A 25308-nucleotide genomic window follows, 5' to 3' on the forward strand; every position below is an offset into this window, starting at 1 on the left:
GGCGCATCGCCGTTAAAAGAGGCCGACGGGAGAAATAATGGCAGAACGGAAGACGGGACAGGACGAGAAAAGACGGCGTCGATCCCCCAAAGGAGAGGAGCGCCGCGCGGAAATCCTGGCCGCGGCGATGCGGCGCTTTGCCGAAGACGGCTATCAGAATGCCGCGATCGGAGATATCGCCCGGGACGTCGGCCTGTCGCTGCCCGGCCTGCTGCACCATTTCCCCACCAAGGTCGATCTGCTGCTCGCGATCCTCGCCAAGCGCGATCTCGATAGCGCCGATTTCATCGGGCACTATCGCTCCGATATCAGCGGCCTGCTCAAGGGCATGGTCGAGATCTTCCGCCGCAATGCCGAAATGATCGAGGTCGTCAGAGCCTTCGCGATTCTGAATGCCGAAAGCCTGATGAAGGATCACCCCGCCAAGGCGTGGTTTCTCGCTCGCACTGCGGAGATGCAGAAGGACATCGCCGCGACTTTCGAGCGGGCGATCGCCGATGGCTCGATCGACAAGAGGATCGACAGCAAGGTGATCGCGGCCGAACTGATCGCCGTGATGGATGGCCTGCAAATGCTCTGGCTGCGCGACCCCGAGCGCTTCGATATGGTCGGCGGTCTGGAAGCCTATGTCGACCGCCTGCTGGCGAGCCTCGCGCCGGAGGGATGAACTCTCTTTTCATCGAAGCGCGTGAGCCAAATCATGATGCGGCTGACGGCTTCGTGGTACCTTTGGCCGACCAGCAAACCCGTATGCGTCATGCCCCGGAGACCGAGATACTCGCCGCCGATGTGCCGTGCCATCGCCTGCCCTCGCCGGTCGGCGGCTGCGTCGTTGACAGCTGAGATGACCAGGCTGGGGCAGGTGATCTTGCTGCCGTCGATGGAAATCCCCTCGGCTCCGAAATGGAAGGAAAAGACACCGAAGGCTCTGGCGGATTCCATCGACAGGTACTTCCGCTGGAAGGCGATATCGTCGGGCGTCTCGTCAGGGCTGGACTGCTCGTCACGCGCCGGCGCGGGAATAACGACGCCAGGTATCTCAGGCGCAAGATCCTGGTAGGGCACCTCGTCATGCACCTGCCTGGAGATGCTGGAATCGATCAATACCAGCCCGGCAATGCCAACGCTTTCCGCCAGCTTCTGGCTGAGGATTCCGCCCATGCTGAAACCGATCACAACAGGAGGAACAGCACATTCCCCAGCGATTGCGGAAATCGCCTCACGAATATCTTCAAGATAGTTCTCGAATTCCACCTTCGTGAAATCCACCGACCTGCTTTTGTAGTGACCTCGCAGATTGATGCAGTGAGAATCCCACCCCGCCGCCATGAAGTGGGGAATGTACTTGCTCCACATCCAGCTGCCGGTGAAGGCGCCATGGACAAAGAGCAGAGGCGGTCGATCGGCCTCATCCGAGCGATCGTTCCCGCGAAAGATTTCCAGGAAAAGGTCGTTCTCGCCAATATATATGCCCGTGTGCTCCGGCAACTCTCTCGCGTAGTCACGCATGCCATCCACTCCCTTTATCTTGGCAGGCCTATCCGTTCCCGCTGACGAACAAAGGATATTTGTTACGCAATATTGATCAACTGCCACGGGCGGCCTTACATAAAGGACAAAATGTCTCTAATCGGATCTTGCCGTGGATAGTCTCGCGAACCTCTTCGCCTTCGTTCATGCAGCCGAACAGCAGAGTTATGTCGCAGCCGCGCGCGTTGCCGGCGTTTCGCCGTCGGCGATCGGCAAGGCCGTGGCGCGTCTTGAAAGCCGGCTCGGTGTGCGGCTCTTCAACCGGACGACGCGCAGCATCAGCCTGACCGACGCAGGGGCGGTCCTTTACGAGCGCTACAAGCGCATCATCGACGACATGCAGGATGCAGAGGCAAGCGTCCTGCATAGCCGGGAACGCCCAAGAGGCCGCCTGCGCGTCAGCGTTCCGCACATCGTCGGACACCATCTGCTGATGCCGATGCTGCCGGCCTTTGCCGAGTGCTTCCCGGAAATCGAACTGGATGTGGATTTCGAAGACAGGGTCATAGACCTGGTTCAAGAGGGTCTGGATGTCGTGGTGCGGAGCGGCGAGCTTGCCGATACGCGGCTGATCGCCCGCCACCTTGGCGATCAGCATTTCGTCGTGTGCGGCAGCCCCGACTATTTCGAGCGCCATGGACAACCGGAGACACCTGCCGATCTCTGCGGGCATGCCTGTATTCATTTCAAATACCCATCCAGCGGCCGTATCGCGTCATGGGCCTTCAAGACGCCGTACGAGCGGCTGCTTCTGCCCAGAAGCCTGACGTTCAACAATACGGACGCGGGGCTGCGGGCAGCGCAGGATGGTCTTGGCCTTGCCCACCTGCCCGTCTATGTCGCGGCATCGCATATGCGAGCGGGAAGCCTGATCCCCGTCCTCACCTCCTTCATGGTGCCCTTCGGCTCGCTCTCGCTGGTCTGGCCGTCCAATCGCCAGCTTTCGCCCAAAGTCCGCGCTTTCGTGGATTTCGTCGTCGAGAATTGCGCCGCCCGAGCCGACGCTTTTCGACCGGCAGCCAGCCTGTCGCGCTGATCCGCTGTCGCGCCATATCCGAGGCGGGTACACTTTCCCTACTCACAACGCTGGGGGCTTTGACGCTCAGCCGCAGTTCCGGCTCGGTTTTGAATCGGAGCCGGCACTTGCTCCGCCATTGAGTGCCATCGGCTGATCTGAACGCGCCATTGCGATCGATGCGGATGATGTCCGCGGGATGCGCGGATCCGTCGTGGCCAGCCAGCGGTCTGCCGAAAAATACGCCCTGGTTCTTGCCTGCGAACCTGGAGCTGCCTTGAGGCCTAGAGCAAAACTAAATCTGTTTTCGCTGCCGGCTTCCCGCGTGAAGCTGAGATAAGAGCCAAATCGTTCGGCCTCGACATCGCGAAGTCTTCGGATCGACGCAAGCGCATCTTCAAAATCTCGCCAGCATGCCTGCTTCACAATGATCTCGAAAATGCGCAGCACTTCAGGGGCGAGAAGTCCCTCAGCATCAATCTTCGGTCCGACGATCTTGGCGCGGATCTCAACAATATTACCCGTCTCATCTCCACGAATCCTGAGGAAGGTTGAGCTCAGCGGCCTCACTTCGTCCCGTTCGTAGATGCGCTGAAAATAACATTCATAATCGCGATTGCGCATCGATGCGGCTTTCCATTCGCTCACCTCTATGCCGGCCTCTCGAAGAGAGCTGCAAATATTGGCGCCCGAGACCAGCCACATCCGCAGAAACTGGCTTGCCAGGTCGAGCTTTGGGACCTCCATCAGATGCCGCGATATGGATATCGTCGGACGAAGAAAAGAAGCAGCCGGATCAGAGTGGACGGTTGGGCGTGGCGAAGGGGCAGCCTTGTTGAGCGCTCCCTTTTCCAAGTCCTCGGTCGGAGATTCGGATTGGCGGATGTCAAGGTAAGAAACCGCAATCGTTGCGACAAGCAGGGCGAGTAGCAACACCGCTGGCCGACGTAACGGGCGGCGGTTGCTCAGCAACGGGAACTTCCAGCGCTTGGATGGGCTGTCGCGAGAAGAACCGGCTGCTGAGAACAATTTATTCACTGCGTTGCCTCGCAAGCTTGCGACCAGCGGTGTCGGTCGGCGGCTGGTCAATCCCCGTGGCCAAACCTTTTGAGGCGAGCGACGATGTGAAAGCGGTACAGCCGGCTCACCTTCGAAACCGCGATTTTGATGTCGAGTGTATCGAGCGTCAAGCGGCAGCCTTGAAACGGCTGCGCCCAAAAGAAAAGCTCGCCTATGTCGCCGATCCTTCGGGAGATTACTTTCCATCAAGCCATTCCTGCAGCTCCGCCTCAGCGCGTTCGAGAGCGCTGTAATTCAGAAGTTTACGCAGGAAAGCAATCGTGACGGCGCGGGCGCGGAGATTGAAGCGGCCGTCCTCGTGGTCGTCGCCAGCCGTCTGATAGACGTCGAGCTTGTCGTAGAGCTGCTGCAGGCGGTTTTGCACGCTGCGCAGCGACAGGCTCCGGCGTTTGGCGATGGCCCGGTCAGTCAGACCGAGGGCTATGTCAACGAGGATCTCGTATTCGGAATCGGTGAAGCCGTTGGTCTGGCCGAGGCTCTTCTGCTGCAGACCACGCACCTCGCGGTCGATGACACACTGGCTCTCGATGAAGATCGAGCGCAACGCAAGCTTCAATCGCTCGTCAGAGGCGGATTTCAGCACATAGCCATAGGCGGCGCCATCCGGCACGATGCGCGAGACGCCGCGCACATAAGCCTCATCCGAATAATTCGACCAGAACAGGATGCGGGTTTCCGGCCGCTCCTTCCAGATCGTGCGCGCCGCCTCGATGCCGTTGCGGCTCGCCATCTGCAGGTCCATGACGATATGCGCCGACTTGTGGTCGCGGGCGAGCTTCTCACCGATGGTTCCGTTCTCCGCCTCGATCACCGTGTCGCATTCCGGCAGGGCGGCGTTAACAGCCTCATGCAGGTAGGACCGGTGCAGCGGGTCGTCCTCGACGATCAGAACCTTCATCTTTTCTTTCTCCTCAGTCCGGCTCGCCCGCCGGGCCGCTCGGCGCCAGCGGCAGCACGACGCGCACCGCGGTCCCGCGATTATTATGGCCGGGGCCGGTCGTGAAGCGCGCCGAGATCAGCCGCGCGCGGGTCTTCATATTGTCGATGCCGCCGCCGATCCGTCCCCGCGTCTTGGCAAGCCCGGTTCCGTCGTCGGAGATTTCGATCGCCAGCTGTTCGTCGTCGGCTTCGAGCCGCACCATGATCGCCAGCGGGGCGGCATGGCGCACGGCATTGTTGATCGCCTCCTGCGCTATGCGAAACAAGGCGACGCTGACGGTCGGCTCCAGCCTTTCGAGCGCCCCATTCGTCTCGTCGACGAGTCCCCATTCGATGCCCGACCCGGTGTCGCGGGTCGATCGGTCGAGATGATGCTCGATCGCCTGAGCGAGGCCGAAGAGCTGGAGCACGGAGGGTTTTGCCTGCTCGATGATCTGCCGCAGATCCTGCATGCAATGCTGCAGCGATCGCGAAACGGGTTCGAGCGCCTCGGGCGTCACCTCGCCGTTGCGCGACAGCCGGTCGATTCGCCGGGCAAGCCGCGTCAGGTCGGCAAGCGTCTGGTCGTGAAGGTCCATGCCGATTCGCTGGCGTTCCTGCTCCAGGGCTTCGGTCAGCTTCAGCGCGCCCTGACGCAGCCCCTCCTCGCGGGCGCGTGCCTCCGCCTCCACGATCGCCGAGCGTTGCGCCTGCTCGGCCGCCTGCAGCGCAAAGAAATAGGGCGTCAGCAGATCGGCGATGATGCGGGCGCGTTCGACGTCCTCCATCGTATAGACGCCCGCCCTGTGAGACGAACAGGAAAGGGCCGCGATGATCGTGCCCTGCACCTTCATCGGCACATGCAACCGGCTCCTCAGCGATTGTTCGACGATCGGCCGCTTGAACGCGCCCTCGAAATGGAAACGCGGGTCTGTCATGGCATCGTCCGTGAGCAGAAAATCGACCTCACCTCGCAGCAGCGAACGGATGGGGCTGTTGACGACAGGCGCGCCGGCGATCTCGCCCCAGGCAGTCTCGATGCCCGTCTCATAGGCCGTGTGATAGTTGCCGCCTTCGAGCACGCAGACGTCGAGATGGTCGTGGGGGATGATGTGGGCGACCTCGGCAGCAACCGACCGGATCGCTGAGCGGAAGTCGAGCTGACCCGCGAGCAGCCGGGAAATGCCGAGATAGTGGTCGAACAGGGCTGCCGGTGCGAGATGCAGCATTGTCAGTTCCTCCCCCGTCACGACGGGCTCCTCAACCCGGCGTGATCGTTTCCCAGTAAGCGCCCGCAAATGGGCCGCCGTCTTGCGTAAACCCGCAGCTTGTTGCGCAAAACCCGCAAACGAGTTGCCGCCTTGCCCCTGTACAGGCAGGCCGATCTCCCGCATCCTGCCCTTACTGAGAGGAGGAAGCTCAGTGCAAGAACAATTTTCACTCGGGTCTGGTTTGGCCGGCAGGAGTGAAGCGATCCGCCGACCGGCGCGATCATCAGGGAGGAAGACATGACAATCCGTAAGATGCTTCTGGCATCGGCCGCTATTGCTTGCGCCGCCATGCCCGTATCCGCCTTTGCCGACACGTCGGCCAAGAAGATCGCTCTTTCCAACAATTATGCCGGGAACTCCTGGCGCCAGGCGATGCTGACGAGCTGGAGCAAGGTGGCGGGCGAAGCCGTAAAATCAGGCGTCGTTGCCGCGGCCGATCCTTTCACCACTGCCGAGAACCAGGCGACGGAACAGGCGGCGCAGATCCAAAACATGATCCTGCAGGGCTATGACGCGATCGTGCTGAACGCCGCCTCGCCGACGGCGCTGAACGGCGCGGTCAAGGAAGCCTGCGACGCAGGCATCACCGTCGTTTCCTTCGACGGCATCGTGACCGAACCTTGCGCCTGGCGCATCGCTGTCAATTTCAAGGAAATGGGCCGCAGCGAGGTGGAATATCTGTCGAAGAAACTCCCACAGGGCGGCAATCTGCTCGAGATCCGCGGCCTTGCCGGCGTCTTCGTCGATGACGAGATCTCGGCGGGCATCCACGAAGGCGTCAATCAGTTCCCGCAGTTCAAGATTGTCGGCTCCGTTCACGGAGACTGGGCCCAGGACGTGGCGCAGAAGGCCGTCGCCGGCATCCTGCCGAGCCTGCCTGACATCGTCGGCGTTGTGACGCAGGGCGGCGACGGTTATGGGGCCGCACAAGCGATCGCCGCGACCGACCGGAAGATGCCGATCATCATCATGGGCAACCGCGAAGACGAGCTGAAGTGGTGGAAGGAACAGAAGGACGCCAAGGGCTACGAGACGATGTCGGTGTCCATCGCGCCCGGCGTCTCCACCCTCGCCTTCTGGGTCGCCCAGCAGATCCTCGACGGCAAGCAGGTCAAGAAGGATCTCGTCGTGCCGTTCCTGCGCATCGACCAGGACAATCTCGAAACGAACCTCGCCAATACCCAGGCCGGCGGCGTCGCCAATGTGGAATACACGCAGGCAGACGCGATCAAGGTCATCGAGTCGGCAAAGTAACTCTCCCGGCGATTGCCGCGCGCGCCGAAAATGGCCGCGCGGCAGTCCTTCCGAGCAGATGTGGCGGGCAGCATGGATGAGGTTTTGAAGGCGGTGATCGCCGTCGATGGCGCCAAGGTGAGTTTCGGCGCGGTCAGGGCGCTTGACGGCGTCACGCTCCGCGTCATGTCAGGCGAGTGCGTCGGGCTGGTCGGGCACAATGGAGCCGGCAAGTCCACCATCGTCAGCGTCATCAATGGCGGCCTCACCCCCCATGAGGGAAGTGTGTCGAGTGATGGCGAGCGGCTGGAGCGTTACGGCATCAACGCGGCACGAGCCCGCGGCGTGCGCTGCGTTTTCCAGGAGCTTTCGCTCTGCCCCAACCTCTCCATCGTCGAGAACACGCGCATCATGCACCGCGATCTAGGCGGCTTCGGCTGGCGCAGGCGCGCCGCAGAAATCATCGAAAAGAGCCTCGATGCGGTCTTCCCCGGCCACGGCATCGACAGCGGTCGGGCAGTGGGAGACCTTTCGATCGCCGAGCGACAGATGGTCGAGATCGCGATGGCCTTTTCCGACGCCGGCACCCCGCCGCGGCTGGTGATCCTCGATGAACCGACCTCCTCGCTCGACGCGAGCCTCGCCCGCCAGATGCTCGACCATGTCCGCCGCTTCGTCGCGGCCGGTGGCTCCGTCATTTTTATCTCGCATATCCTCCACGAGGTCCTCGAAACCTCCGACCGCATCGTTGTCATGAAGGACGGCCGCGTCGTTGCCGAACGCCCCGCCCACGGCTTCGACCATCATGGTCTGGTAGAGGCCATGGGCAGCGTTGCGAAGGAGGAGACGGGGCAGCGCCCGGCGCGCCAGCAATCCGCCGCTCCGCTCGTTCTCTCCCATCAGACGGCGGGCCGTCCCTTTTCGGCCCGCAAGGGCGAGATCATCGGATTGGCAGGTCTTGCCGGCCACGGTCAGACCGAGCTTCTGCTTGCCCTGCACGCCGCCAAGTCCGGCAACTGGCTGCCCGAGCGCGATCCGCTTGTCACCTTCGTCGCCGGCGACCGACGCCTCAACGGCATCTTCGAACTCTGGAGCATCCTGCGCAACTTTTCCGTCGCCTCGCTCAGTGACCTGTCGCGGCGTGGCCTCATTGCCGCTGATAAAGAGGAGGCCAAGGGCGCCGACTGGAGGCGGCGGATCGAAATCCGTACGCCCGACATGGCCAACCGCATTTTGTCGCTTTCCGGCGGCAATCAGCAGAAGGTGCTCTTTGCCCGCGCCCTTGCTACGCGCGCGCCGGTCGTCCTCATGGATGATCCGATGCGTGGCGTCGATGTCGGAACCAAGCAGGAGGTCTACGCCATCATCCGCGACGAAGCTTCGCGCGGCCGCACCTTCATCTGGTATTCGACTGAAATGGACGAAGTGCGTCTCTGCGACCGCGTCTACGTCTTTCGCGAAGGCCGCATCACTGCCGAACTTGCCGGCGACGCCGTCAACGAGACGAACATCATCGCCGCATCCTTCGAGGGGGTCGCCGCATGATGGTCCGGCTGTCATCCGACGCCTTGCGTCTTGCCATTCCCGCCCTTTCGCTGACACTGCTGCTCGCCGCCGTATTCTGGCTGCAGCCGCGCGCCATGAGCTATGTCGGCCTCAACCTGCTGTTCAATCTCGCTGTGCCGATCGCGCTTGCGACGATCGCCCAGATGCTTGTGATGACGGTGAACGATCTCGATCTGTCGATGGGCACCTTCGTCAGCTTCGTCGCCTGTGTGAGCGCGACCTTTCTGCGCGACGACCCGGCGACCGGCATCCTGATCCTTGCGGGAGCGATCGCGGCCTATGCGGCCCTCGGCGTCATCATCTACCTGCGCGACCTGCCGTCCATTGTCGTCACGCTCGGCATGAGCTTCGTCTGGGGTGGACTTGCCGTATTGCTGCTGCCGGCGCCCGGCGGGCAGGCGCCGGATTGGGTGCGCTCTCTGATGACCGTCAAGCCGCCGCTGGCGCCGATGGCGATCGTCGCCAGCATCATCATAGCCGCCGTCGCCCATCTTCTGGTCATGCGGTCTTCGCTCGGCGTGCTGATCCGCGGCATCGGCGGCAACCAGCGCTCGGTCGAGCGGGCCGGTTGGTCGATTGTCGGGGCGCGGGCCATCGCCTATGGGCTTGCCGGCTTCTTCGCGGTGCTGGCCGGCATCGCCCTCGTCGGCCTCACCACCTCGGCCGATGCCAATATCGCGCTGCGTTATACGCTGCTGTCGATCGCCGGCGTGATCCTCGGCGGCGGCGAGTTCATCGGCGGCCGCGTCTCCCCTGTCGGCGCCGTTATCGGCGCGCTGACGCTGACGCTCGCCGGCTCGTTCCTCTCCTTCCTGCGCATCTCGCCCGATTGGCAGATCGGAGCCCAGGGCGCGATCCTGATCATCGTGCTCGCACTTCGCCTCATGCTGAACCGGCTGGAAAAACGGGAGAAACGCCGCCGATGACGCCCTTCCTCAGCCTTTTCGGCAAACCCTGGATCTGGTCATGGCTTGCCGCCTTCATCGTCTGGTTCCTGACAATCATGGTGACCCTTGGCGCCAGTACGCTAGGCCTGTCGCAGGCGGCACTCACCTTCGCCGCCTTCTCGGCGATCGTCGGCATCGGCCAGATGTTCGTCATCACGCTCGGTCCCGGCAATATCGATCTGTCGGTTCCCGCCACCATGACACTTGCCGGTACGGTGGCGCTGAAACTGATGAATGTCGAAAACGGCTTGATCCTGCCTGGGCTTCTTGTCGCCATCCTCATCGGCCTCGTCGTCGGCCTCGGCAACTATGCGCTCATCAAGGCGCTGCGCATTCCGCCGATCATCGCCACGCTTTCCATGAGCTTCATCGTGCAGTCCGCGGCGATCTGGACGAACCGTGGCTTGCGCATCAAGCCGCCCAGCGTGCTTGCCGAATTCACCACCACGAACACGCTTGGCGTACCGAACGTGGCGATCGTCGCGTTCCTCATCTCGCTACTCGCTTGGTTCCTGCTCGAGAAGACGATCTACGGGCGCTGGATCTCGGCGATCGGCCAGAGCATGCCCGCCTCACGCATGGCCGGCATTCCGGTCGACGGCACGCGCTTCGTCACCTACCTCTTCTGCGCCGTGCTCGCATCCGTCGCGGGCTATCTGCTCGCCTGCTTCTCCGGCGGCGCAGCACTCAATATGGGCTCGGAATATCTGCTGACCTCGATCGCCGTCGTTGTGATCGGCGGCACAGCGGTTGCCGGCGGCGATTCCAACGTGCCGGGCATCTGGGGCGCGTCGCTCTTCATGTTCCTGGTCGTCTCCATGCTCAACACCTATGGGCTCGGCGCGGGCATCCGCCTCATCATGACCGGCCTCATCATCATCAGCGTGATCATGCTCGCCGGCGGTCGCCGGGCCGGCATGCGATAATCAGGAAGACCACCATGGCCGAGGCCAGCATCTACGAAATCCACGACCCGCGCTTCCGGCAGTTGATCGTCACCAGCGCCGGTCTCGACGAACTCTATTCAGGCTGCCGCTGGGCAGAGGGTCCTGTCTGGTTCAACGATGCGAACCAGCTTCTGTGGAGCGACATTCCAAACCAGCGCATGCTGCGATGGACGCCCGAGGGCGGCGTCTCCATCTACCGGCAGCCATCCAACTTCACCAACGGCCACACGCGCGACCGCCAGGGCCGGCTCGTCTCCTGCGAACATGGTGGGCGCCGCGTGACGCGCACCGAGATCGACGGCTCGATCACCGTGCTCGCCGACCGTTTCGAGGGCGCGCGGCTCAATTCGCCGAACGACGTTGTGGTGAAATCGGACGGCACGATCTGGTTCACCGATCCGACCTACGGCATCATGTCGAATTATGAAGGCTATCAGGCTGAGCCCGAGCAGGCGACGCGCAACGTCTACCGGCTCGACCCGGCGACCGGCCAGCTAACCGCCGTCATCACGGATTTCATCCAGCCGAACGGCCTTGCTTTCTCCCCTGACGAGACGATCCTCTACGTCGCGGATTCGTCAGCAAGCCACGACGAAAGCCTGCCACGCCACATCCGCGCGTTCGATGTAGTCGACGGCAGCAGCCTTGCGAACGGCCGCGTCTTCTGCCTCATCGACAACGGCATCCCGGACGGAATCCGGACTGACGTGCAGGGGAACCTTTGGTCCAGTGCCGGTGATGGCGTGCACTGCTTCGATCCGGCAGGCAAGCTGATCGGCAAGATCCGCGTCCCTCAGACCGTCGCCAACCTGACCTTCGGCGGCCCCGGACGCAACCGTCTGTTCATAGCCGCAACGCGCTCACTCTATTCCCTCTATGTTGCCACGACCGGCGCCCAAAGACCGTAAGCCGGTGAATGCCAGGTTCGGGGGCGGCGGGTTCATTAACGCCCAATGCGAACTAATTGAGATCCTCGTAGCCGTATTCCGCGGCGGCGCGACGCGTGAAGTCGCCGGCGACCGCTGCCGTGATGATCACATCGACGTTCCTCTGCATTTCAATGACCTTCGCGCGGCGGCGTCGTTCTGCTTGAAGCTTAGACCGCGCGGGCTATCCGGCCGATTTCGTCACGCCGGTTGGCGAATGGGATGTCGGCATCGAGATTGCCTTCTGCTAGACCGCTCATGCTTGCGGTGATCTCGCCGATCGGTTTTGCGATCACGCGGGCGGCAAAAACAGCGGCGCCGATCAACGTGATAATGGTCAACGGACCGACACCGATTGACGTATAGGACGAGGGCAGCGGAGGCATCGGCCTCTTCCTCAGCCTTGGTCGCCATCGCCTTGGCCGAGTCCGCACCTTCGATTGGGATAGCGAGCGCAGGATGTGGATATGACAGCTGACTCGCTCTGTGTCGCATCCGCCGACTGCGGAACGTCTTCTCGACGACCGGGATTATTCCCTTGATATGACGGTGACCTGCAGCGCATCGAGGATGAGGCCGAGCGCCGACAGGCGGGGCAAATCCACTACGGGGCTATCCGCCTCGAGGCCGGCGGTGGCGCGGTCATAAACGACATGTAGAGAATGCCGTCGAAATCGGTGCGATCGTAGATGACTTGGCTGAGCCGGCGTCCGCTCGCCTGCGCCCGTGCCCGAACGGCATCCGTCGAGACACCGAGCAGGTTTGCGCCTTCGTAGCGCAGGTCGAGTAGAAAAAGCGGGCCTGGGTTTCGGACGGCGGCGATCGAATAGCGGTCGAACTCCTCCTGGAATATCACTCGCTCGGCCCTATCTTGAAAGCGGTCGCGAACAATCGTTTCCGCGACCGCGGTCATGGGGTCCTGAGCGAGGTAGAGCAGCCGGAACTTGTCCTTGGGGCTCGAAACCGCGACTTGCCGAACCCATGCCGAGCGGCGTTCCGGCATGGGCGCGCGATGATCCTGACATAGTCGGTGACATCAGCCCGGACGGCGAGGCGCTGACGGATAGTTTTGTCGAGTCTCATTGCACGGCGAAATAGGTCTGAGCCGCGTCGATGACCTCGTCAGCGCGATCCTGTTTCAGGAGGTCGATGGGCCTGCGCCCGCCCAACATGGGATTCGGCTGGCAAAGCCACAGCTATACCACCCGCTGATTGGACACGAGAGCGGCGACCGTTGCTATGCCCCTTGCGGGACGCCCGTCGATGAATTGTTCGATCGGATAGACGTGCTTTCTCGTTCCCTTCAACAGTGCGATCACCTCGCCGGCATGCTGCCAGCGATTGAGCGTGGAGCGCGCAATTCCAAAATCGCGCTGGAGTTCGCTGGCGCCGGCAACCGGCCCGGCCCAATCCTCAAGCCTGCGGGCGACCGCAAGCTCGCCAATTTGTCTAGTTTGTCCCGCACATACCGCGGGTCGCGGATGGTTGATCAGCCCTTTCGCAGCCTCCAGGTCCGAATCTCGAAGGGCATGATGTCGGCGGGGCCTTTACGCTCCATAGGCTCTTCGAGAATGTTGAGCGGCTGCGACGCCGCCCATCCGGAAGGCAGGGCGAGGGAAAGTCGGCCACGCCGGCCGGCCGGTTCATAAAGGCGCAGGATCAGGCCTTCGCCCTCCTCCGCCGGCTTCAGGCCCGAAAATGCGACCGGAGTGCCCTCGACGCCAAGCGGCGCGAAATTGCCGGCGGAAAGGCCTTTTGCCTCGGCCGTCACCAGCGGCTGGTTGAGATCGAGCGCCTCGTCGAGGACGCCGCCTTCATGCCAGGCGCCCTCATGCGGCATGAGCGCGTAGGTGAAGCTCTGCTCGCCTTCGTCGGCGAGCGGATCGGGATAAATCGGCCCGCGCACCAGGCTCATGCCGATCACATTGGCGCGGGCGCTGTGGCCGTATTTGGCATTGTTGAGGAGTGCCACGCCGAAGCCGAGCTCGCTGAGATCGACGAAGCGATGGGCGGCGGCCTCGAACATCGCCTGCTCCCAGGAGGTATTCGTGTGTGTCGCCCGCTCGACCACGCCGAAGGCGCATTCGAAGGTCGCCTTGCGAGCCTGCACGTCGACCGGGTTCAGCGTGCGCAGCAGGGTGCGGCGGTCGTGCCAGTCGATGGTCGTTTCGATGTCGAGCCGTTTAGCGTTGGCGGTCAGCACATAAGTCTGCGTGACGCTCGAATTGCGGTAGCGGTGGACGACGCGGATCGCCGCGCGGTGCGGGCCGCTTTCGACGAGGCCGATGCTTTCGGGCGCTTCGAGCCGGACGCCCTTTTCGGCATAATCGGCGTCGACATCCCAGGCATCCCAGTTGCGCGGCTTATCGGCCGGATAGACCCAGAGCTGGTTGGCGGAGCCATCGACCGCTTCGCGGCCGCTCGCCTTGTGGATGAGGCTGGCAACGGCTCCATCGTTGCCGATGACCACCGAGAGATGATCGTTTTCCAGGCGATCGGAGCCGGCCTTCAGCCCACCCGCCGGCTTCAGCGCCTGCCTGTCGAAGACTGCGACCGATAAGGGAGCGACGATATCGGCGGCCGAAAGTACCGTGCCGTCGGCAAGCGTGGCGCTCACCGGCCGCGGCGCAAGCGAGGGATTGACGACAATGAGGGCATCAGCGACCCCGCCCTTCGGCAAATTGGCCGAAAGGGTCTGCAAAGCCTTGGCCTGCTCGACCTTGGCGTGGTCGATGACGCCGCCGAGTTCCTGCTCCGCATCCTGATAGACTTCGCGGATGCTCGAACCCGGCAGGATGTCGTGGAACTCGTTCTTCAACACCACGCGCCAATCCGCCTCGAGGCTTTTCGGCTTTTCTGCCCCGAGCATATGGGCGAGCGAAGCGAGGGTCTCGGCGGTGATCAGCGCGCGTTCGGCCTGGCGGTGCTTGCGCTTGACGCCGCTTTGTGTCGTCAGCGTCGCGCGATGCAGTTCGAGATAGATTTCGCCGTCCCAGACGGGGAGCTTCTTCTCCGATGCGCTGCGATGCGCCTGCTCGTAGAAGCCCTTGACCGTGCCCCAGCGCGCTTGCGGAATGGCGGGAAAATCGCGCAGCTGCACTTCGCGCTCCACCATTTCAGGCGTCACCCCGCCGCCGCCGTCGCCATAGCCGACGGCGAGAAGCGAGGCGTGATGCTGCGCCTTGCCGCGGAAATTCTTCCACGTCGGCAGGTAGCAATCGGGTTGCACGAAGCCGTTGTAGCCCTGCATCGGATTGTCGAAGGTGTGGGTCAGCACCTGGCTGCCGTCGAGGCCCTTCCACCAGAAGAGATCGGAGGGGATGTGGTTGGTCTCGCTCCAATTGACCTTGATGGTGAAGAAGCTGTCGATGCCGCCCTGCCTCAAGATCTGCGGCAGCGCGCCGGAGAAGCCGAAGCAATCCGGCAGCCAGCAGACCGTGTGGCGCGCGCCGAAGGTTTTTTCGAAATAACGCTGACCGTAGAGCACCTGGCGCACGAGGCTTTCGCCGGTCGGCATGTTGGTATCGGGCTCGACCCACATGCCGCCGACGGTTTCCCACTTTCCTTCCGCGACCTTCTTCTTGATGCGCTCGAGAAGCTCGGGATCTTCCTCTTCCATCTGCGCGTAATAATGGGCGGTCGACTGGTTGAAGCGGAAATCCTCGGAGCGTTCCATCAGCGAAAGCGCCGTATTGAAGGTGCGCCGCATCTTCCGCCGCGTCTCGCGATAGGGCCAGAGCCAGGCGAGATCGATATGCGCGTGGCCCGTCAGCACCAGTTCTCCATTCGGGGGGAAGCGCTTCTGCAGCTCCTTCAGCCGCGCCGTCAGCGCCTCGAAGGCGGCTGCCGCCGAAGCGCTCTGCTCTTCGGAGAGACCCGCCGGATCGGATACAAGCTCCGGCAGTTCCCAAATCTTCTGTTGCATGACGGCATCAGCGGTGCGGGAGATGTAAGCCGCCGTATCCGACGGCCAGTCGAGACTGCGCAGCGTCCGCTCGGCGGCGTCCACCAGATGCGGCACGACCTCATGATCGCCGAGCGCGCCGACCGCCTCGGCGATCTGCTTCAGGAGAAGATGCAGGCGGTGGACGGGACCGTCGAGCCAGATCAGCCGGGCCTTGTTGAGCCTCGGCGCCCGGTTCGGCTCGCCGAAAGGAAAGCGGGCGACGCTTTCCGCCGCGATCGAAAAGCGCCGGCCCTTCACCGGGAATTCCTGGTGATAGGGATCGAGGCCGAATGTTTCGCTCTGGCCATCGGGATAGCTGAGCGTGATCAGGCTCTCGCCGCCGAGATCCAGCTGCAGGCGAATATCTTCGAGCGGCCAGTTCGCCGGCGCTTCAGCACTCGCAGCAAAATACACCACGCCCTGCCGATGCGGCCAGTCCTGGTGATGGGCGATCGGCTCGCCCTCGAAGGTCCAGCCATCGATCGGGCTGCTATGCCGGTCCCGCCAGTGCGCGAGCTCGGCGATACGGACCTTCAGACTGTCGAGGCGTTGGGCGATGGTGAGCGGCATGGCTTGTCCTGTTCAAAAATCGGCGGCGCGCGATCGGGAATCATGGCTTTGGGAGATGAAGATGATGCGATAGGGATCGCGAATGCAGGCCCCTCCTCCCAGCGGGGCCCTGCAGATGCTTAGATTAAGTAACTTTGATTTGCCGTCAAGCCGCAAAAGATCTTCTGTCCGAGATCGTGCTTGTCCTGATTCAGTTTACCGCGACCCCTGGAGCGGCGGCGGTCGGCGGTATCTGGTTGTTTGCCCACGCCTCGCCCTGCAGGATCGCAATTACCTCGTCGGGGGATCGCGCCAGCCGAAGTTCCTCTCGGAAGAGAGGCACCCGCACGAGACGAAACAGTTGCGACAGCGCCGGCAGAAACGTGTGGACCTCCGAGCGCGGCCAAAGGACTGTGAAGACAAGATCGACGGGGTCGAGGTCGGGACTTTTGAAATTTATCGGAGGAGCCAATCGCGTAAACCAAGTCACAGGCGACGAGATCGGTTGCACGAACGCGTGTGGGACAGCGATTCCGCGGCCAATCGTGGTTGAGCCGAGCCTCTCTCGCTGCCAGATGCCGCGAAGAACCATCCGCGGGTCAAGTGCGGTTCGCCGCGCAATTTTTGCAGCGATCTTGGAGAGCGCGGAATGCTTGCCCTTGGTCACAAGGTCAAGACTGACATTTTCTGCCGGAAGGTTTCTGAACATCGTCATGGTCGCCTCTTAGCCGAGCGTGCGAGCACCATCGCAGTGCATTCACTGCATTCGCGTCTCGCATTTTGATTGAAACTGGCTACCCGGACGCGACGCCAGCGGAGCTCGCGGCCGGGTCAGAGGCCTGCTTTGAGGCGCTGGGGCTCTCGCCGTGTCACGACAATATTCATGATAAGTTGTACGTGGGGATTGAATCGTGGAAATCAAGCTCGGCCCCGGAGCGCCTTGGCCCCGCCATAGCATTCTGACAGATCACTCAGCGGATCCGGCGGGCTGCGTCTCTTTGCCGCCTATCGCATCGAAGTTCGACGGCGACTTCTAAGGCGCACCCCTCGTCCGCCTCTGCATCATCGTGTCGGCTGCTTCTCGACGAACCTTGGTATCCATAGAGACAAATGGCCGCTGCCAGCAGCATAAGTATCATTCCCAACATCCCCGCCGCAGACAAGGCCTCGCCAGCGATCATAACGCCGACGGCTACAGCAACGATGGGCGACACGAACGCAAAGCTGCCCGCCCGGGCGGGCCCGATGTCACGAATAAGCTGAAGATAGATGCTGTAACCGATCAGCGATCCGAAGAGGACGAGGAACAGCCAACTCGCGACTGCCTGCCAGTTCCACAGTGTCTGCAGACTTGCGGCTGCTTCGGGCTCGAAGACCAGTGAACTCAAAAACAGGCCTCCACCTCCCAGGAGTGTCGTGCAGCCGGATACGAAGCTGCTGCCGTAACGGGTGATAAGCGGCCTGGCCAAGACAGATCCCCAGGCCGACGATACTGCACTCCAGCTGATCGCAAGAAGTCCAACAATACCGCCGGTGCCGGAGAGGCTGGTAAATTCGAGTGTGGGTGAAAACAGGAATGACAGGCCGATCATGCCGATGATCATCGCAAAAGCTCGGGCGCCACTCCATCGTTCCTCCCCCAGCAATATTCCGAACCCGAGCAGAGCCAGGGGCGTAAGCGACATTTCGATCACGGCAGCTGTCCCGGATGCAACGAACTGCATACCCCAAAACAGCGGACCGTAGCAGAGTGTGATCATCAACAGGCTTGCAATGACAAGCCTGACCAAATCTTCACCGGCCGCAAACGATATGCGACAGGACCGCAGCGACCAGCCTGAGAGCAGAAGGCCGGCGCAAAGAAACCTTGTCGCCGCGAACATCATCGGCGGCACGGTTTCGATACCGGTCTTGACGGCGATCCACGTCAGACCCCAGACGAGGCAAAGAATGAGGAACTTGATCATGTTCTTGCGAGGAGACATAGAGAGGCCCTTGCTCTGTAACGAATAAACATTATTTATATCGTTACAATCTGGCGACCTGCTTTTTGTTCCGCACCATGGCCTCATCAATATTCGACATGCGTCTGAGCGGCGGCCATCCTGCCCTTGAACTGGTAAACACCCTCGACAGCCGCCGCGGCCGTTGGGGGCCCGATTTCCTGCGGTCGTTCGATGACGTGCTGGCGTTCGTTGAAAGGCTTCAGCTCATCGATGCAAGGGGATTGGCAAGTTTGAGGGAACGCGCGGCGGTCGATCCCGGCAAGGCAGAAGACGCCCTGGCGAATTTGATAAGGCTTAGAGAAACTATCTACACCCTATTCATTGCTGAGGATAACGATGCTCCTTATCCCGAGCCAGCATTGAGCACAGTGGTAGAAATGGCGAGAGCAGGCCGCGCAAGACAGACCCTCCTAAAGTCAAATCAGAACTTCGTCTGGGCACTCCCCTTTGACGATCTGTCCGATATTGTTCACCTATTCGCTATCGCTGCTACTGATCTGTTGACCAACCGGAGCGGCCGCCGTCGCGTGCGTGAGTGCAAGGGCGATAATTGCGGCTGGCTCTTCCTTGATCGTTCAAAGGGTGGCCGGCGGCGATGGTGCTCGGAGGCAAGTTGCGGGGTACACAGCCGAGTGAAGCGTTTTCGCGCGCACGGCGACGACCGTTGATGATGGCGGTGAGTTCATCAGTATAGGAAGCCTTGAGCGCCCCGGAGATCGGCAGATTGACGGAGGCGCGAGTGATAAGAATTGAGCTAGCACCAGGAATATGCTGCGGCGACTTCTCCCAACGCGTTCGAGCATATTGCGCGCCATCTGAAGCGCGTTGAGCTCCCGTTCGGGCCGACGGCGGTATCCTTGGTTCCATGGCGGTAGGCAGGCAAACGCCTTCTCACCGCCACTCTCCGGTTCCACGGCGTCGGGCCGGCGACCGCGAAGAAGATGTCAAAACTCGGGATCGAGACGGTGCTGCTCTCAACGCAGGCGCGATCTGATACTTCCGGCATAGTTGGTCTGGTTTAGGAAATCGTGCGAAAAGGCTAAACAAGTATACTTTGGCATAATGGCGAGGGTGCTCCAGGCAGAGTTACTGTTGCAACGGCCCTAAAAGAAACGCCCTCCCATCACGGGCCGACTTGCCGCGCCGGCGTTTTGCTTGACCGCGAGACCTTCACCCCTGCCGGCGCGGCGCCTCTTAAAGCATGAAACCGCATTGCCGTAGCTTTGCTCATCGCGGAATTGCCTTAGCGACATGCACTCGAACCTCACTCGGAGGAAGATCAGCAGAGATGCGACCGCCTCAATAATCCGAAGCATAGGTTCGTTGACATGAGAGGAAAGTCGGTGAAGCTTGATTGGATCTGCGATGCCTGCACCTCCGATGGTATGCGGGCAGCATCGAAGCGAGCGGTGTGCCATGGACGACACGGTCAAAGATGCGCAGAATACCAGGAAGAACATGTTCGGACGGAAGCGCGCTCTCGCTTCCATCGGCCAGCAGACTTCGACTGACCTTCGGTACCACCAGCCACAATCCTCCTGGAGTGACGGCGATCGCATCTTTACACGAGAGCTGATCCGGAGCGGCAACGGCGCATCAAAAGCCGTTCTGAAGGTGCAGCTTGCAGCCGAACATCCCAATCGAACCAGCCTCGACAGACTGGCCCACGAGTATCGCCTGAAAGACGAACTCGACCGGGAGTGGGCAGCCAAACCGCTGGATTTCACCACGGAAAATGGTCGTGGCGTGCTCGTCCTCGAAGATTGCGGCGGCGTGCCCCTCCCGCAGTTGATGGGACGGCACAGCCATGGCATGGCAGGCGAACTCACTGTCTTTCTGCGCCTTGCCAGGGGCATTGCGGCGGCAGTCGGCAAGGCTCACGGATGCGGCCTCATTCACAGGGACATCAAGCCGGCGAATATACTGGCGGACGAGGCGGATGGACGGGTTCGTCTCACGGGCTTCGGAGTGGCATCGCATCTTTCTCGTGAGCGCCAGGCCGCCGAGCCCCCTGAGGTCATTGCTGGCAGCCTCGCATATATGTCGCCCGAACAGACCGGCCGCATGAACCGATCGGTTGACTCGCGTAGTGACCTCTACGCCGTCGGCATCACTCTCTACGAAATGATCACCGGCCAGTTGCCGTTCACTGCTTCGGAGCCGATGGAATGGGTGCACTGCCACGTTGCCAGGCGGCCGGTGCCGCCGTCCGAGCGTGCAAGAGAGCTACCAGGCGTTATCTCGGCAATCGTGATGAAGCTGCTCGCCAAGAACGCAGAGGAACGCTACCAGACGGCCGCCGGGCTAGAGGCGGATCTGCGACGTGCCCTCGTCGAGAGCGAGAAGTATGGGCGGATCTCAGAATTTCCGCTCGGGACGCGCGATGTGCCGGACAGACTGGTGATCCCCGAGCGGCCCTACGGTCGCGAACGCGAGATCGCCGCCCTGACCTCCGCATTCGACCGCGCCGTGGCGGGCGCTGGTCCGACGCTGGTGCTGGTTTCGGGTCATGCCGGCGTGGGCAAATCCATGGTCGTGAATGAGCTCCACCGCGCGCTCGTGCCGTCACGTGGGCTGTTTGCTTCCGGCAAATTCGACCAGAACCAGCGTCACATTCCTTATGCGAGCCTAGCGCAGGCGCTGCAAGGCCTCGTCCGAGTGCTGCTGGGCAAGAGTGAAGCGGAACTCGCGCCATGGCGCGCTGCTTTAAGCGAAGAGCTGGGCGCGGGCGGTCGGCTGCTGGTAACGCTCATTCCGGAACTTGAATCTCTCATCGGCCGGCTTCCGGCGGTTGCGGATCTACCGCCTCAGGATGCCAAACGCCGCTTCCATTTGAACATCAGGCGCCTGCTGCGCGTGTTTGCCACAGCAGAACATCCGCTTACGCTGTTTCTGGACGATCTCCAATGGTTGGACGCAGCAACGCTCGATCTGCTTGAAGATTTGTGCACCCAGCAGGATATGCGTCACCTGCTGCTCATTGGCGCCTATCGCGACAACGAAGTATCGTCCACCCATCCGCTGATCCGCCGGCTGACAGCGATCCGGGAGGCCGGTGGCCAAGTGCATGAAATCTTACTGACACCGCTCAGGCTGGAAGATCTGACCCGGATGCTGGCCGACGCTCTTCATTGCGCAAGCAAGCGTGTCCAGCCGCTTGCGCGGCTAGTGCACAAGAAGAGCGGAGGCAATCCCTTCTTCGCGCTCCAGTTCCTGAGCACGCTGCCGGACGAAGGCCTGCTCGAATTCAATCACGAACAGGCGCACTGGGATTGGGATCTCGATCGCATAAGAGCGAAAGGCTATACCGATAACGTCGTGGATCTTATGCTAAGCAAGCTGCGGCGCCTGCCCGATACCACACAGGCTGCCCTGAACATGCTGGCGTGTCTCGGCAGTCACGCGGCGGTTGATACCCTGGCTCTGATCAGGAGCGAAAATCACGACGCGGTTCATGCAGCCTTTTGGGCCGCGGCGCGGGCCGGACTCGTGCTGCTTGAAGAGGGGTCATCTTACCGCTTCCTGCATGATCGTGTTCAGGAGGCCGCGTATGGGCTGATCCCTGAATATGAGCGGGCGGCAGCACATCTTTCCATTGGCCGCCTCCTGCTGAAGCATAGACCGCCGCAGGCACTCGAGGAGAATATTTTCGAGATTGTCGGCCAACTCAACTGCGGCGGCGCGCTCATCGCGCCCGGTGAAGAGCGCGAGCGTCTCGCGGACTTGAACCTTCTTGCCACTCGCCGCGCCAAGGCGTCGGCTGCATACGAATCGGCGCTGGCTTATGCCGGCACGGGTGCGGCTTACCTGCCACACGATGCCTGGGAGCGCCGATACGAACTCGCTTTCGCCCTCGAACTCCACAGGGCCGAATGCGAATTCTTGACCGGGGCACCGGCGGAGGCGCAGGCCCGCCTCGCGGAATTGGCAAGCCGAGCCACCAGCCTCGCCGATCTGGCCCGCGTCACGCGCCTGCGCGTCGACCTTTTCATGAGCCTGGGTCGGAGCGATCAGGCCATCATATTCGGCCTCGACTACCTGCGCCGGGTCGGCATTGCGTGGTCGTCCCACCCGACCAGGAGCCAGGTGCGCCAGGAATACGCGCGGCTTTGGCGACAACTCGGGGGCCGCCCTATCGAAACGCTGCTTAACTCGCCCCCTATGGCGGACCCGGTCGCGCTCGCGACCATGGACGTTCTGACTTCACTTGTTACTCCGGCCCTGTTTACCAACGAGAATCTGCGCTGCCTCGTTATCGGGCGAATGGGCAACATCAGCCTCAAGCACGGCAACAGCGACACATCGCCTTATGCCTTCACTGCTGTGGGCACGGTGCTCGGGCCCTATTTTGGCAACTATGAAGCCGGTTTTCGGTTCGGCCTGCTCGGACTGGACCTGACGGAACAGCCTGGAATGGAACGCCTGAAGGCACGAGTCTACCTCGCCTTCGGTAACCTTGCGAAATCATCGTCGCGTCATGTCCGCACCGGCCGTGCGCTTGCGCAGCGCGTATTCGAAACGGCACAGCAGGTCGGCGATCTCACCTACGCCGTCTTAAGCCGGAATAACCTTGTGACCTATCTTCTGGCCGCTGGCGAGCCCCTCTCGCAGGTCCAGCGCGATGCGGAAGCCGGTTTGGACTTCGCGCGTCAGGCCGGCTTCGGCGTCGCCGTCGGTTTCATCCGCGGGCAGCTCCAACTCATCCGAACGCTTCGCGGGCTGACGCCGATCTTCGGATGCTTCAACGATGAAGGGTTCGACGAGCAGCAATTCGAACTTAAGACCGACGGCAAGCCGGGCAGTTGCCTGTACTGGATCCGCAAGCTACAGGCATGTGTATTTGCCGGGGATACCCTCACAGCACTTTCGGCAGCGGCGAAAGCAGAAAGCCTCCTCTGGATGACTCCCGCTATTTTCGAGCGGGCGGAATATCACTTTTACACCGGCCTTTCATTGGCCTCTGCTTTGCAAGGATCGACGACTGAAACAGTTCTTTATCGCAAGGCCCTACGCGCTCATCGCCGGCAGCTCGACACTTGGGCCGCGCACAGCCCGGAGAATTTCGCAAGCCGCGCAACATTGCTTGGCGCAGAGATCGCGCGCTTGGGAAGCCGTGAGTTGCAAGCCGAGCGCCTCTATGAACAGGCGATCCAGTTGGCGCGTGCGCACGCGCTCCCACACGATGAAGCGATCGCGTATGAGCGCGCTTCCGCCTTTTACCGGGCGCGCGGCTTCGATCAGATTGCTCGCCTGTATCTTGAAAGCGCCCGTCGCTGTTATCTCAGTTGGGGAGCCGACGGCAAGGTGCGGCAGCTCGAAGAAGCCTATCCCCAACTGCGGGATGGACAATCGGCACCGGCTGCAACAAGCACGATCGAAGCGCCGATCGAGCATCTCGACCTCGCCACCGTCATCAAGGTGTCGCAAGCAGTCTCCAGCGAAATCGTTGTCGAGAAGCTGATCGATACGGTGCTGCGAATGGCCGTCGAGCAGGCGGGAGCCGAACGTGGCCTTCTGATCCTGTCGCGCGGCGGCGAACCGCGGATTGCCGCTGAGGCGACGATCCGCGGCGAAGCGGTCCTCATCGAGTTGCGTAATGAGGCCGTCGCCGGCGTGATGCCGGAATCGGTTCTCAATTACGTCCTGCGTATGCGGGAAATCGTCAGCCTCGACGATGCGTCGGCTGAAAACGCCTTTGCGGCCGATCCCTATATCCGCCATCGTGCGGCCAGATCCATTCTCTGTTTGCCGCTGATCAATCACGCGAAGCTGATCGGTGCGCTGTATCTGGAAAATACTCTGGCGGGCCGTGTCTTCGCGCCGGGGCGCATTCCGTTGTTGAAGCTCATCGCCTCGCAAGCCGCCAGCACGCTCGAAATCACCGGACTTTACCACGACCTGGCAGAGCGTGAAGCGCGAATAGGCCGGCTTGTCGAAGCGAACATCATCGGAATTTTTATCCGGGACATCGAAGGTCGGATAATCGAGGCCAACGAGGCGTTCCTGCAAATGGTGGGCTACAGCCGTGACGAACTCTTGGCGGGTCAGCTCCTCGATAAAGAGCTGACACCGCCGGAATGGCGCGAACGTGACGCCGAGGCCGAGGCCGAGCTCAGAGTGACCGGCAGCGTCCGCCCCTTTGAAAAGGTGTACCAGCGAAAGGACGGCGGTCACGTACCCGTGATGATCGGTGAGGCAAGTTTCGAAGGGGCCGGGAGCCAGGCCGTGGCCTTCGTGCTCGACCTGTCCGAGAGCAAGCGAGCAGAGGAGAGGCTGCGAGCAAGCGAAACTCGTTTTCGGACCTTCGTCGACCATGCCACCGATGCCTTTTTCCTCCATACCGACGATCTGACCGTCATAGACGTCAACCGCCAAGCCTGTGAAAGCCTCGGTTACAGCCGGGAGGAATTGATTGGCATGCACCCCCGCGACTTTGACGGAGCTATCGACGAAAAGGCGCTTGCGACATTAGTGGATCGCGTCGACGCAGGACATCCAATGACTTTCGAAACACTCCACCGGCGGAAGGACGGAACAACATTTCCGGTGGAGGTTCGCGTCGGTAAATTCCGACAGGAAGAGCAATGGTTTCGTCTTTCGCTGGCGCGTGACATCACCGACCGCAGGCAGGCCGAGGATGCCATTCAGCTTGCGCGAGCAGAACTTGCCCATGTAAGCAGGTTGACCACTATGGGGGAACTTGTAGCCTCCATAGCCCACGAGGTCAGACAGCCGCTCACCGGGCTGGTCAGCAGCGGCAATGCCTGCCTTCGCTATCTCGACGCGGATCCCCGTGACATCGTCTCCGCCCGTCGCGCCATCGAGCGCATGATCAGCGACGCTTTTCGTGCATCCGAGGTCATCGACCGGATTCGGGCAATGGCGAAGAAATCACCCGAACGCAGGGATCGGCTGAACATCAACGATATCGTGTCCGAGACGATAGCCCTGGTGTCCACGGACCTCGAACGCAGTGCGGTGTCGCTTCGTACAAACCTCTCCGACGGCTTGCCCCCGATCGTAGGGGACCAGGTGCAAATCCAGCAGGTGATCCTGAACCTTATCATGAACGCCAACGACGCGATGGCGGCGATGCCAAAAGGAGCGCGCGAACTCATCGTAAGCACTGAAAAGGCAGCACCCAATGCCGTTTTGGTGGCAGTCCGCGATAGCGGCCCTATCCTCGACCCGGCGAAGATCGGCGATATATTCGAGGCGTTCTTCAGTACCAAACCCAAGGGTATGGGCATGGGCCTGACGATCAGCCGTTCGATCATAGAGGCTCACAAAGGCCAACTCTGGGCCACGCCAAACGCGCCCCACGGTGCCATTTTTCAGTTTACATTACCAACCGAGGAGAAATAATGGATCCAT

General features: G+C 61.6%; 19 protein-coding genes. 9 read left to right on the forward strand and 10 right to left on the reverse strand.

Annotated elements, in window-relative coordinates:
• The first annotated feature begins 37 nt into the window (after positions 1–37).
• Positions 38–667 (forward strand): TetR/AcrR family transcriptional regulator, encoded by a 630-nt coding sequence (locus tag FHT70_RS01750; protein ID WP_183698469.1) that lies wholly within the window; start codon positions 38–40, stop codon positions 665–667.
• Here the strand turns inward: FHT70_RS01750 and FHT70_RS01755 are convergent.
• Positions 625–1509 carry an alpha/beta fold hydrolase gene (locus FHT70_RS01755; RefSeq protein ID WP_183698541.1) on the reverse strand — a complete coding sequence of 295 codons (885 nt, stop codon included), beginning with the start codon at positions 1507–1509 and terminating at the stop codon, positions 625–627. The two genes, FHT70_RS01750 and FHT70_RS01755, sit on opposite strands and share 43 nt — an antisense overlap.
• A 133-nt stretch (positions 1510–1642) precedes the next feature.
• Between FHT70_RS01755 and FHT70_RS01760 the strand changes: the two genes are divergently transcribed.
• Positions 1643–2566: a LysR family transcriptional regulator gene (locus tag FHT70_RS01760; protein WP_183698470.1), complete on the forward strand. Its 924-nt coding sequence runs from the start codon at positions 1643–1645 to the stop codon at positions 2564–2566.
• A gap of 66 nt (positions 2567–2632) precedes the next feature.
• Here the strand turns inward: FHT70_RS01760 and FHT70_RS01765 are convergent, their stop codons facing one another.
• The 3 genes from FHT70_RS01765 to FHT70_RS01775 form a co-directional block, all read right to left on the reverse strand.
• Positions 2633–3517 (reverse strand): DUF6030 family protein, encoded by an 885-nt coding sequence (locus tag FHT70_RS01765; RefSeq protein WP_183698543.1) that lies wholly within the window; start codon positions 3515–3517, stop codon positions 2633–2635.
• 283 nt (positions 3518–3800) lie between these two features.
• Positions 3801–4523 (reverse strand): response regulator transcription factor, encoded by a 723-nt coding sequence (locus tag FHT70_RS01770; protein WP_183698471.1) that lies wholly within the window; start codon positions 4521–4523, stop codon positions 3801–3803.
• A gap of 13 nt (positions 4524–4536) precedes the next feature.
• Complete coding sequence (locus FHT70_RS01775) at positions 4537–5772, reverse strand: sensor histidine kinase (RefSeq protein WP_183698545.1); 1236 nt, start codon at positions 5770–5772, stop codon at positions 4537–4539.
• A gap of 279 nt (positions 5773–6051) precedes the next feature.
• Between FHT70_RS01775 and FHT70_RS01780 the strand changes: the two genes are divergently transcribed.
• The 5 genes from FHT70_RS01780 to FHT70_RS01800 all read left to right on the forward strand — a co-directional run bounded on the left by FHT70_RS01780 (position 6052) and on the right by FHT70_RS01800 (position 11415).
• Positions 6052–7068, forward strand: a complete 1017-nt coding sequence (locus FHT70_RS01780; protein WP_183698472.1) for an ABC transporter substrate-binding protein — start codon at positions 6052–6054, stop codon at positions 7066–7068.
• Positions 7069–7140: 72 nt separating this feature from the next.
• Complete coding sequence (locus FHT70_RS01785) at positions 7141–8592, forward strand: sugar ABC transporter ATP-binding protein (protein ID WP_183698473.1); 1452 nt, start codon at positions 7141–7143, stop codon at positions 8590–8592.
• Positions 8589–9539 carry an ABC transporter permease gene (locus tag FHT70_RS01790; protein ID WP_183698474.1) on the forward strand — a complete coding sequence of 317 codons (951 nt, stop codon included), beginning with the start codon at positions 8589–8591 and terminating at the stop codon, positions 9537–9539. The genes FHT70_RS01785 and FHT70_RS01790 overlap by 4 nt, the downstream gene beginning before the upstream one ends.
• On the forward strand, positions 9536–10486 hold the full coding sequence (locus FHT70_RS01795) for an ABC transporter permease (RefSeq protein WP_183698475.1): 951 nt from the start codon (positions 9536–9538) through the stop codon (positions 10484–10486). Before FHT70_RS01790 ends, FHT70_RS01795 begins: the two co-directional genes overlap by 4 nt.
• A gap of 14 nt (positions 10487–10500) precedes the next feature.
• On the forward strand, positions 10501–11415 hold the full coding sequence (locus FHT70_RS01800; protein WP_183698476.1) for an SMP-30/gluconolactonase/LRE family protein: 915 nt from the start codon (positions 10501–10503) through the stop codon (positions 11413–11415).
• Between the two features lie 188 nt (positions 11416–11603).
• On the opposite strand, the gene FHT70_RS01805 is transcribed toward FHT70_RS01800, so the two are convergent.
• The 6 genes from FHT70_RS01805 to FHT70_RS01830 all read right to left on the reverse strand — a co-directional run bounded on the left by FHT70_RS01805 (position 11604) and on the right by FHT70_RS01830 (position 17895).
• Complete coding sequence (locus FHT70_RS01805) at positions 11604–11819, reverse strand: HAMP domain-containing protein (protein ID WP_183698477.1); 216 nt, start codon at positions 11817–11819, stop codon at positions 11604–11606.
• 218 nt (positions 11820–12037) lie between these two features.
• Positions 12038–12436, reverse strand: a complete 399-nt coding sequence (locus FHT70_RS01810) for an RES family NAD+ phosphorylase (protein ID WP_246721676.1) — start codon at positions 12434–12436, stop codon at positions 12038–12040.
• Positions 12437–12512: 76 nt separating this feature from the next.
• Entirely contained in the window at positions 12513–12629 is a 117-nt protein-coding gene (locus tag FHT70_RS30185; protein ID WP_281411750.1) for an antitoxin Xre/MbcA/ParS toxin-binding domain-containing protein, read from the reverse strand.
• A 293-nt stretch (positions 12630–12922) separates the two neighbouring features.
• Positions 12923–15949 carry a glycoside hydrolase family 38 C-terminal domain-containing protein gene (locus FHT70_RS01820; protein ID WP_183698478.1) on the reverse strand — a complete coding sequence of 1009 codons (3027 nt, stop codon included), beginning with the start codon at positions 15947–15949 and terminating at the stop codon, positions 12923–12925.
• Positions 15950–16139: 190 nt separating this feature from the next.
• Positions 16140–16643 (reverse strand): PTS sugar transporter subunit IIA, encoded by a 504-nt coding sequence (locus tag FHT70_RS01825; protein WP_183698479.1) that lies wholly within the window; start codon positions 16641–16643, stop codon positions 16140–16142.
• 256 nt (positions 16644–16899) lie between these two features.
• A complete protein-coding gene (locus FHT70_RS01830) occupies positions 16900–17895 on the reverse strand; it encodes an EamA family transporter (protein WP_246721680.1) in 996 nt (331 codons plus the stop codon).
• An 83-nt stretch (positions 17896–17978) separates the two neighbouring features.
• On the opposite strand from FHT70_RS01830, the gene FHT70_RS01835 reads away from it, so the two are divergent.
• Positions 17979–18602 carry a CGNR zinc finger domain-containing protein gene (locus tag FHT70_RS01835; RefSeq protein ID WP_246721682.1) on the forward strand — a complete coding sequence of 208 codons (624 nt, stop codon included), beginning with the start codon at positions 17979–17981 and terminating at the stop codon, positions 18600–18602.
• Positions 18603–19350: 748 nt separating this feature from the next.
• Positions 19351–25299 (forward strand): AAA family ATPase, encoded by a 5949-nt coding sequence (locus tag FHT70_RS01840; RefSeq protein ID WP_183698481.1) that lies wholly within the window; start codon positions 19351–19353, stop codon positions 25297–25299.
• The last annotated feature ends 9 nt before the right edge of the window (positions 25300–25308 follow it).

The organism is Rhizobium sp. BK049 (assembly GCF_014193135.1).
Taxonomy (GTDB): Bacteria; Pseudomonadota; Alphaproteobacteria; order Rhizobiales; family Rhizobiaceae; genus Rhizobium.

Excerpts from the sequence above, each read along its gene's own strand:
- FHT70_RS01825 (WP_183698479.1), bottom strand. The coding sequence starts at position 16,643 with ATGACGATGTTCAGAAACCTTCCGGCAGAAAATGTCAGTCTTGACCTT.
- FHT70_RS01810 (WP_246721676.1), bottom strand. The coding sequence starts at position 12,436 with ATGCCGGAACGCCGCTCGGCATGGGTTCGGCAAGTCGCGGTTTCGAGC.
- FHT70_RS01805 (WP_183698477.1), bottom strand. The coding sequence starts at position 11,819 with ATGCCTCCGCTGCCCTCGTCCTATACGTCAATCGGTGTCGGTCCGTTG.
- FHT70_RS01770 (WP_183698471.1), bottom strand. The coding sequence starts at position 4,523 with ATGAAGGTTCTGATCGTCGAGGACGACCCGCTGCACCGGTCCTACCTG.
- FHT70_RS01830 (WP_246721680.1), bottom strand. The coding sequence starts at position 17,895 with ATGATCAAGTTCCTCATTCTTTGCCTCGTCTGGGGTCTGACGTGGATC.
- FHT70_RS01750 (WP_183698469.1), top strand. The coding sequence starts at position 38 with ATGGCAGAACGGAAGACGGGACAGGACGAGAAAAGACGGCGTCGATCC.
- FHT70_RS01785 (WP_183698473.1), top strand. The coding sequence starts at position 7,141 with ATGGATGAGGTTTTGAAGGCGGTGATCGCCGTCGATGGCGCCAAGGTG.
- FHT70_RS01790 (WP_183698474.1), top strand. The coding sequence starts at position 8,589 with ATGATGGTCCGGCTGTCATCCGACGCCTTGCGTCTTGCCATTCCCGCC.
- FHT70_RS01840 (WP_183698481.1), top strand. The coding sequence starts at position 19,351 with ATGGACGACACGGTCAAAGATGCGCAGAATACCAGGAAGAACATGTTC.
- FHT70_RS01780 (WP_183698472.1), top strand. The coding sequence starts at position 6,052 with ATGACAATCCGTAAGATGCTTCTGGCATCGGCCGCTATTGCTTGCGCC.
- FHT70_RS01800 (WP_183698476.1), top strand. The coding sequence starts at position 10,501 with ATGGCCGAGGCCAGCATCTACGAAATCCACGACCCGCGCTTCCGGCAG.
- FHT70_RS01820 (WP_183698478.1), bottom strand. The coding sequence starts at position 15,949 with ATGCCGCTCACCATCGCCCAACGCCTCGACAGTCTGAAGGTCCGTATC.
- FHT70_RS01775 (WP_183698545.1), bottom strand. The coding sequence starts at position 5,772 with ATGCTGCATCTCGCACCGGCAGCCCTGTTCGACCACTATCTCGGCATT.
- FHT70_RS01755 (WP_183698541.1), bottom strand. The coding sequence starts at position 1,509 with ATGCGTGACTACGCGAGAGAGTTGCCGGAGCACACGGGCATATATATT.
- FHT70_RS01795 (WP_183698475.1), top strand. The coding sequence starts at position 9,536 with ATGACGCCCTTCCTCAGCCTTTTCGGCAAACCCTGGATCTGGTCATGG.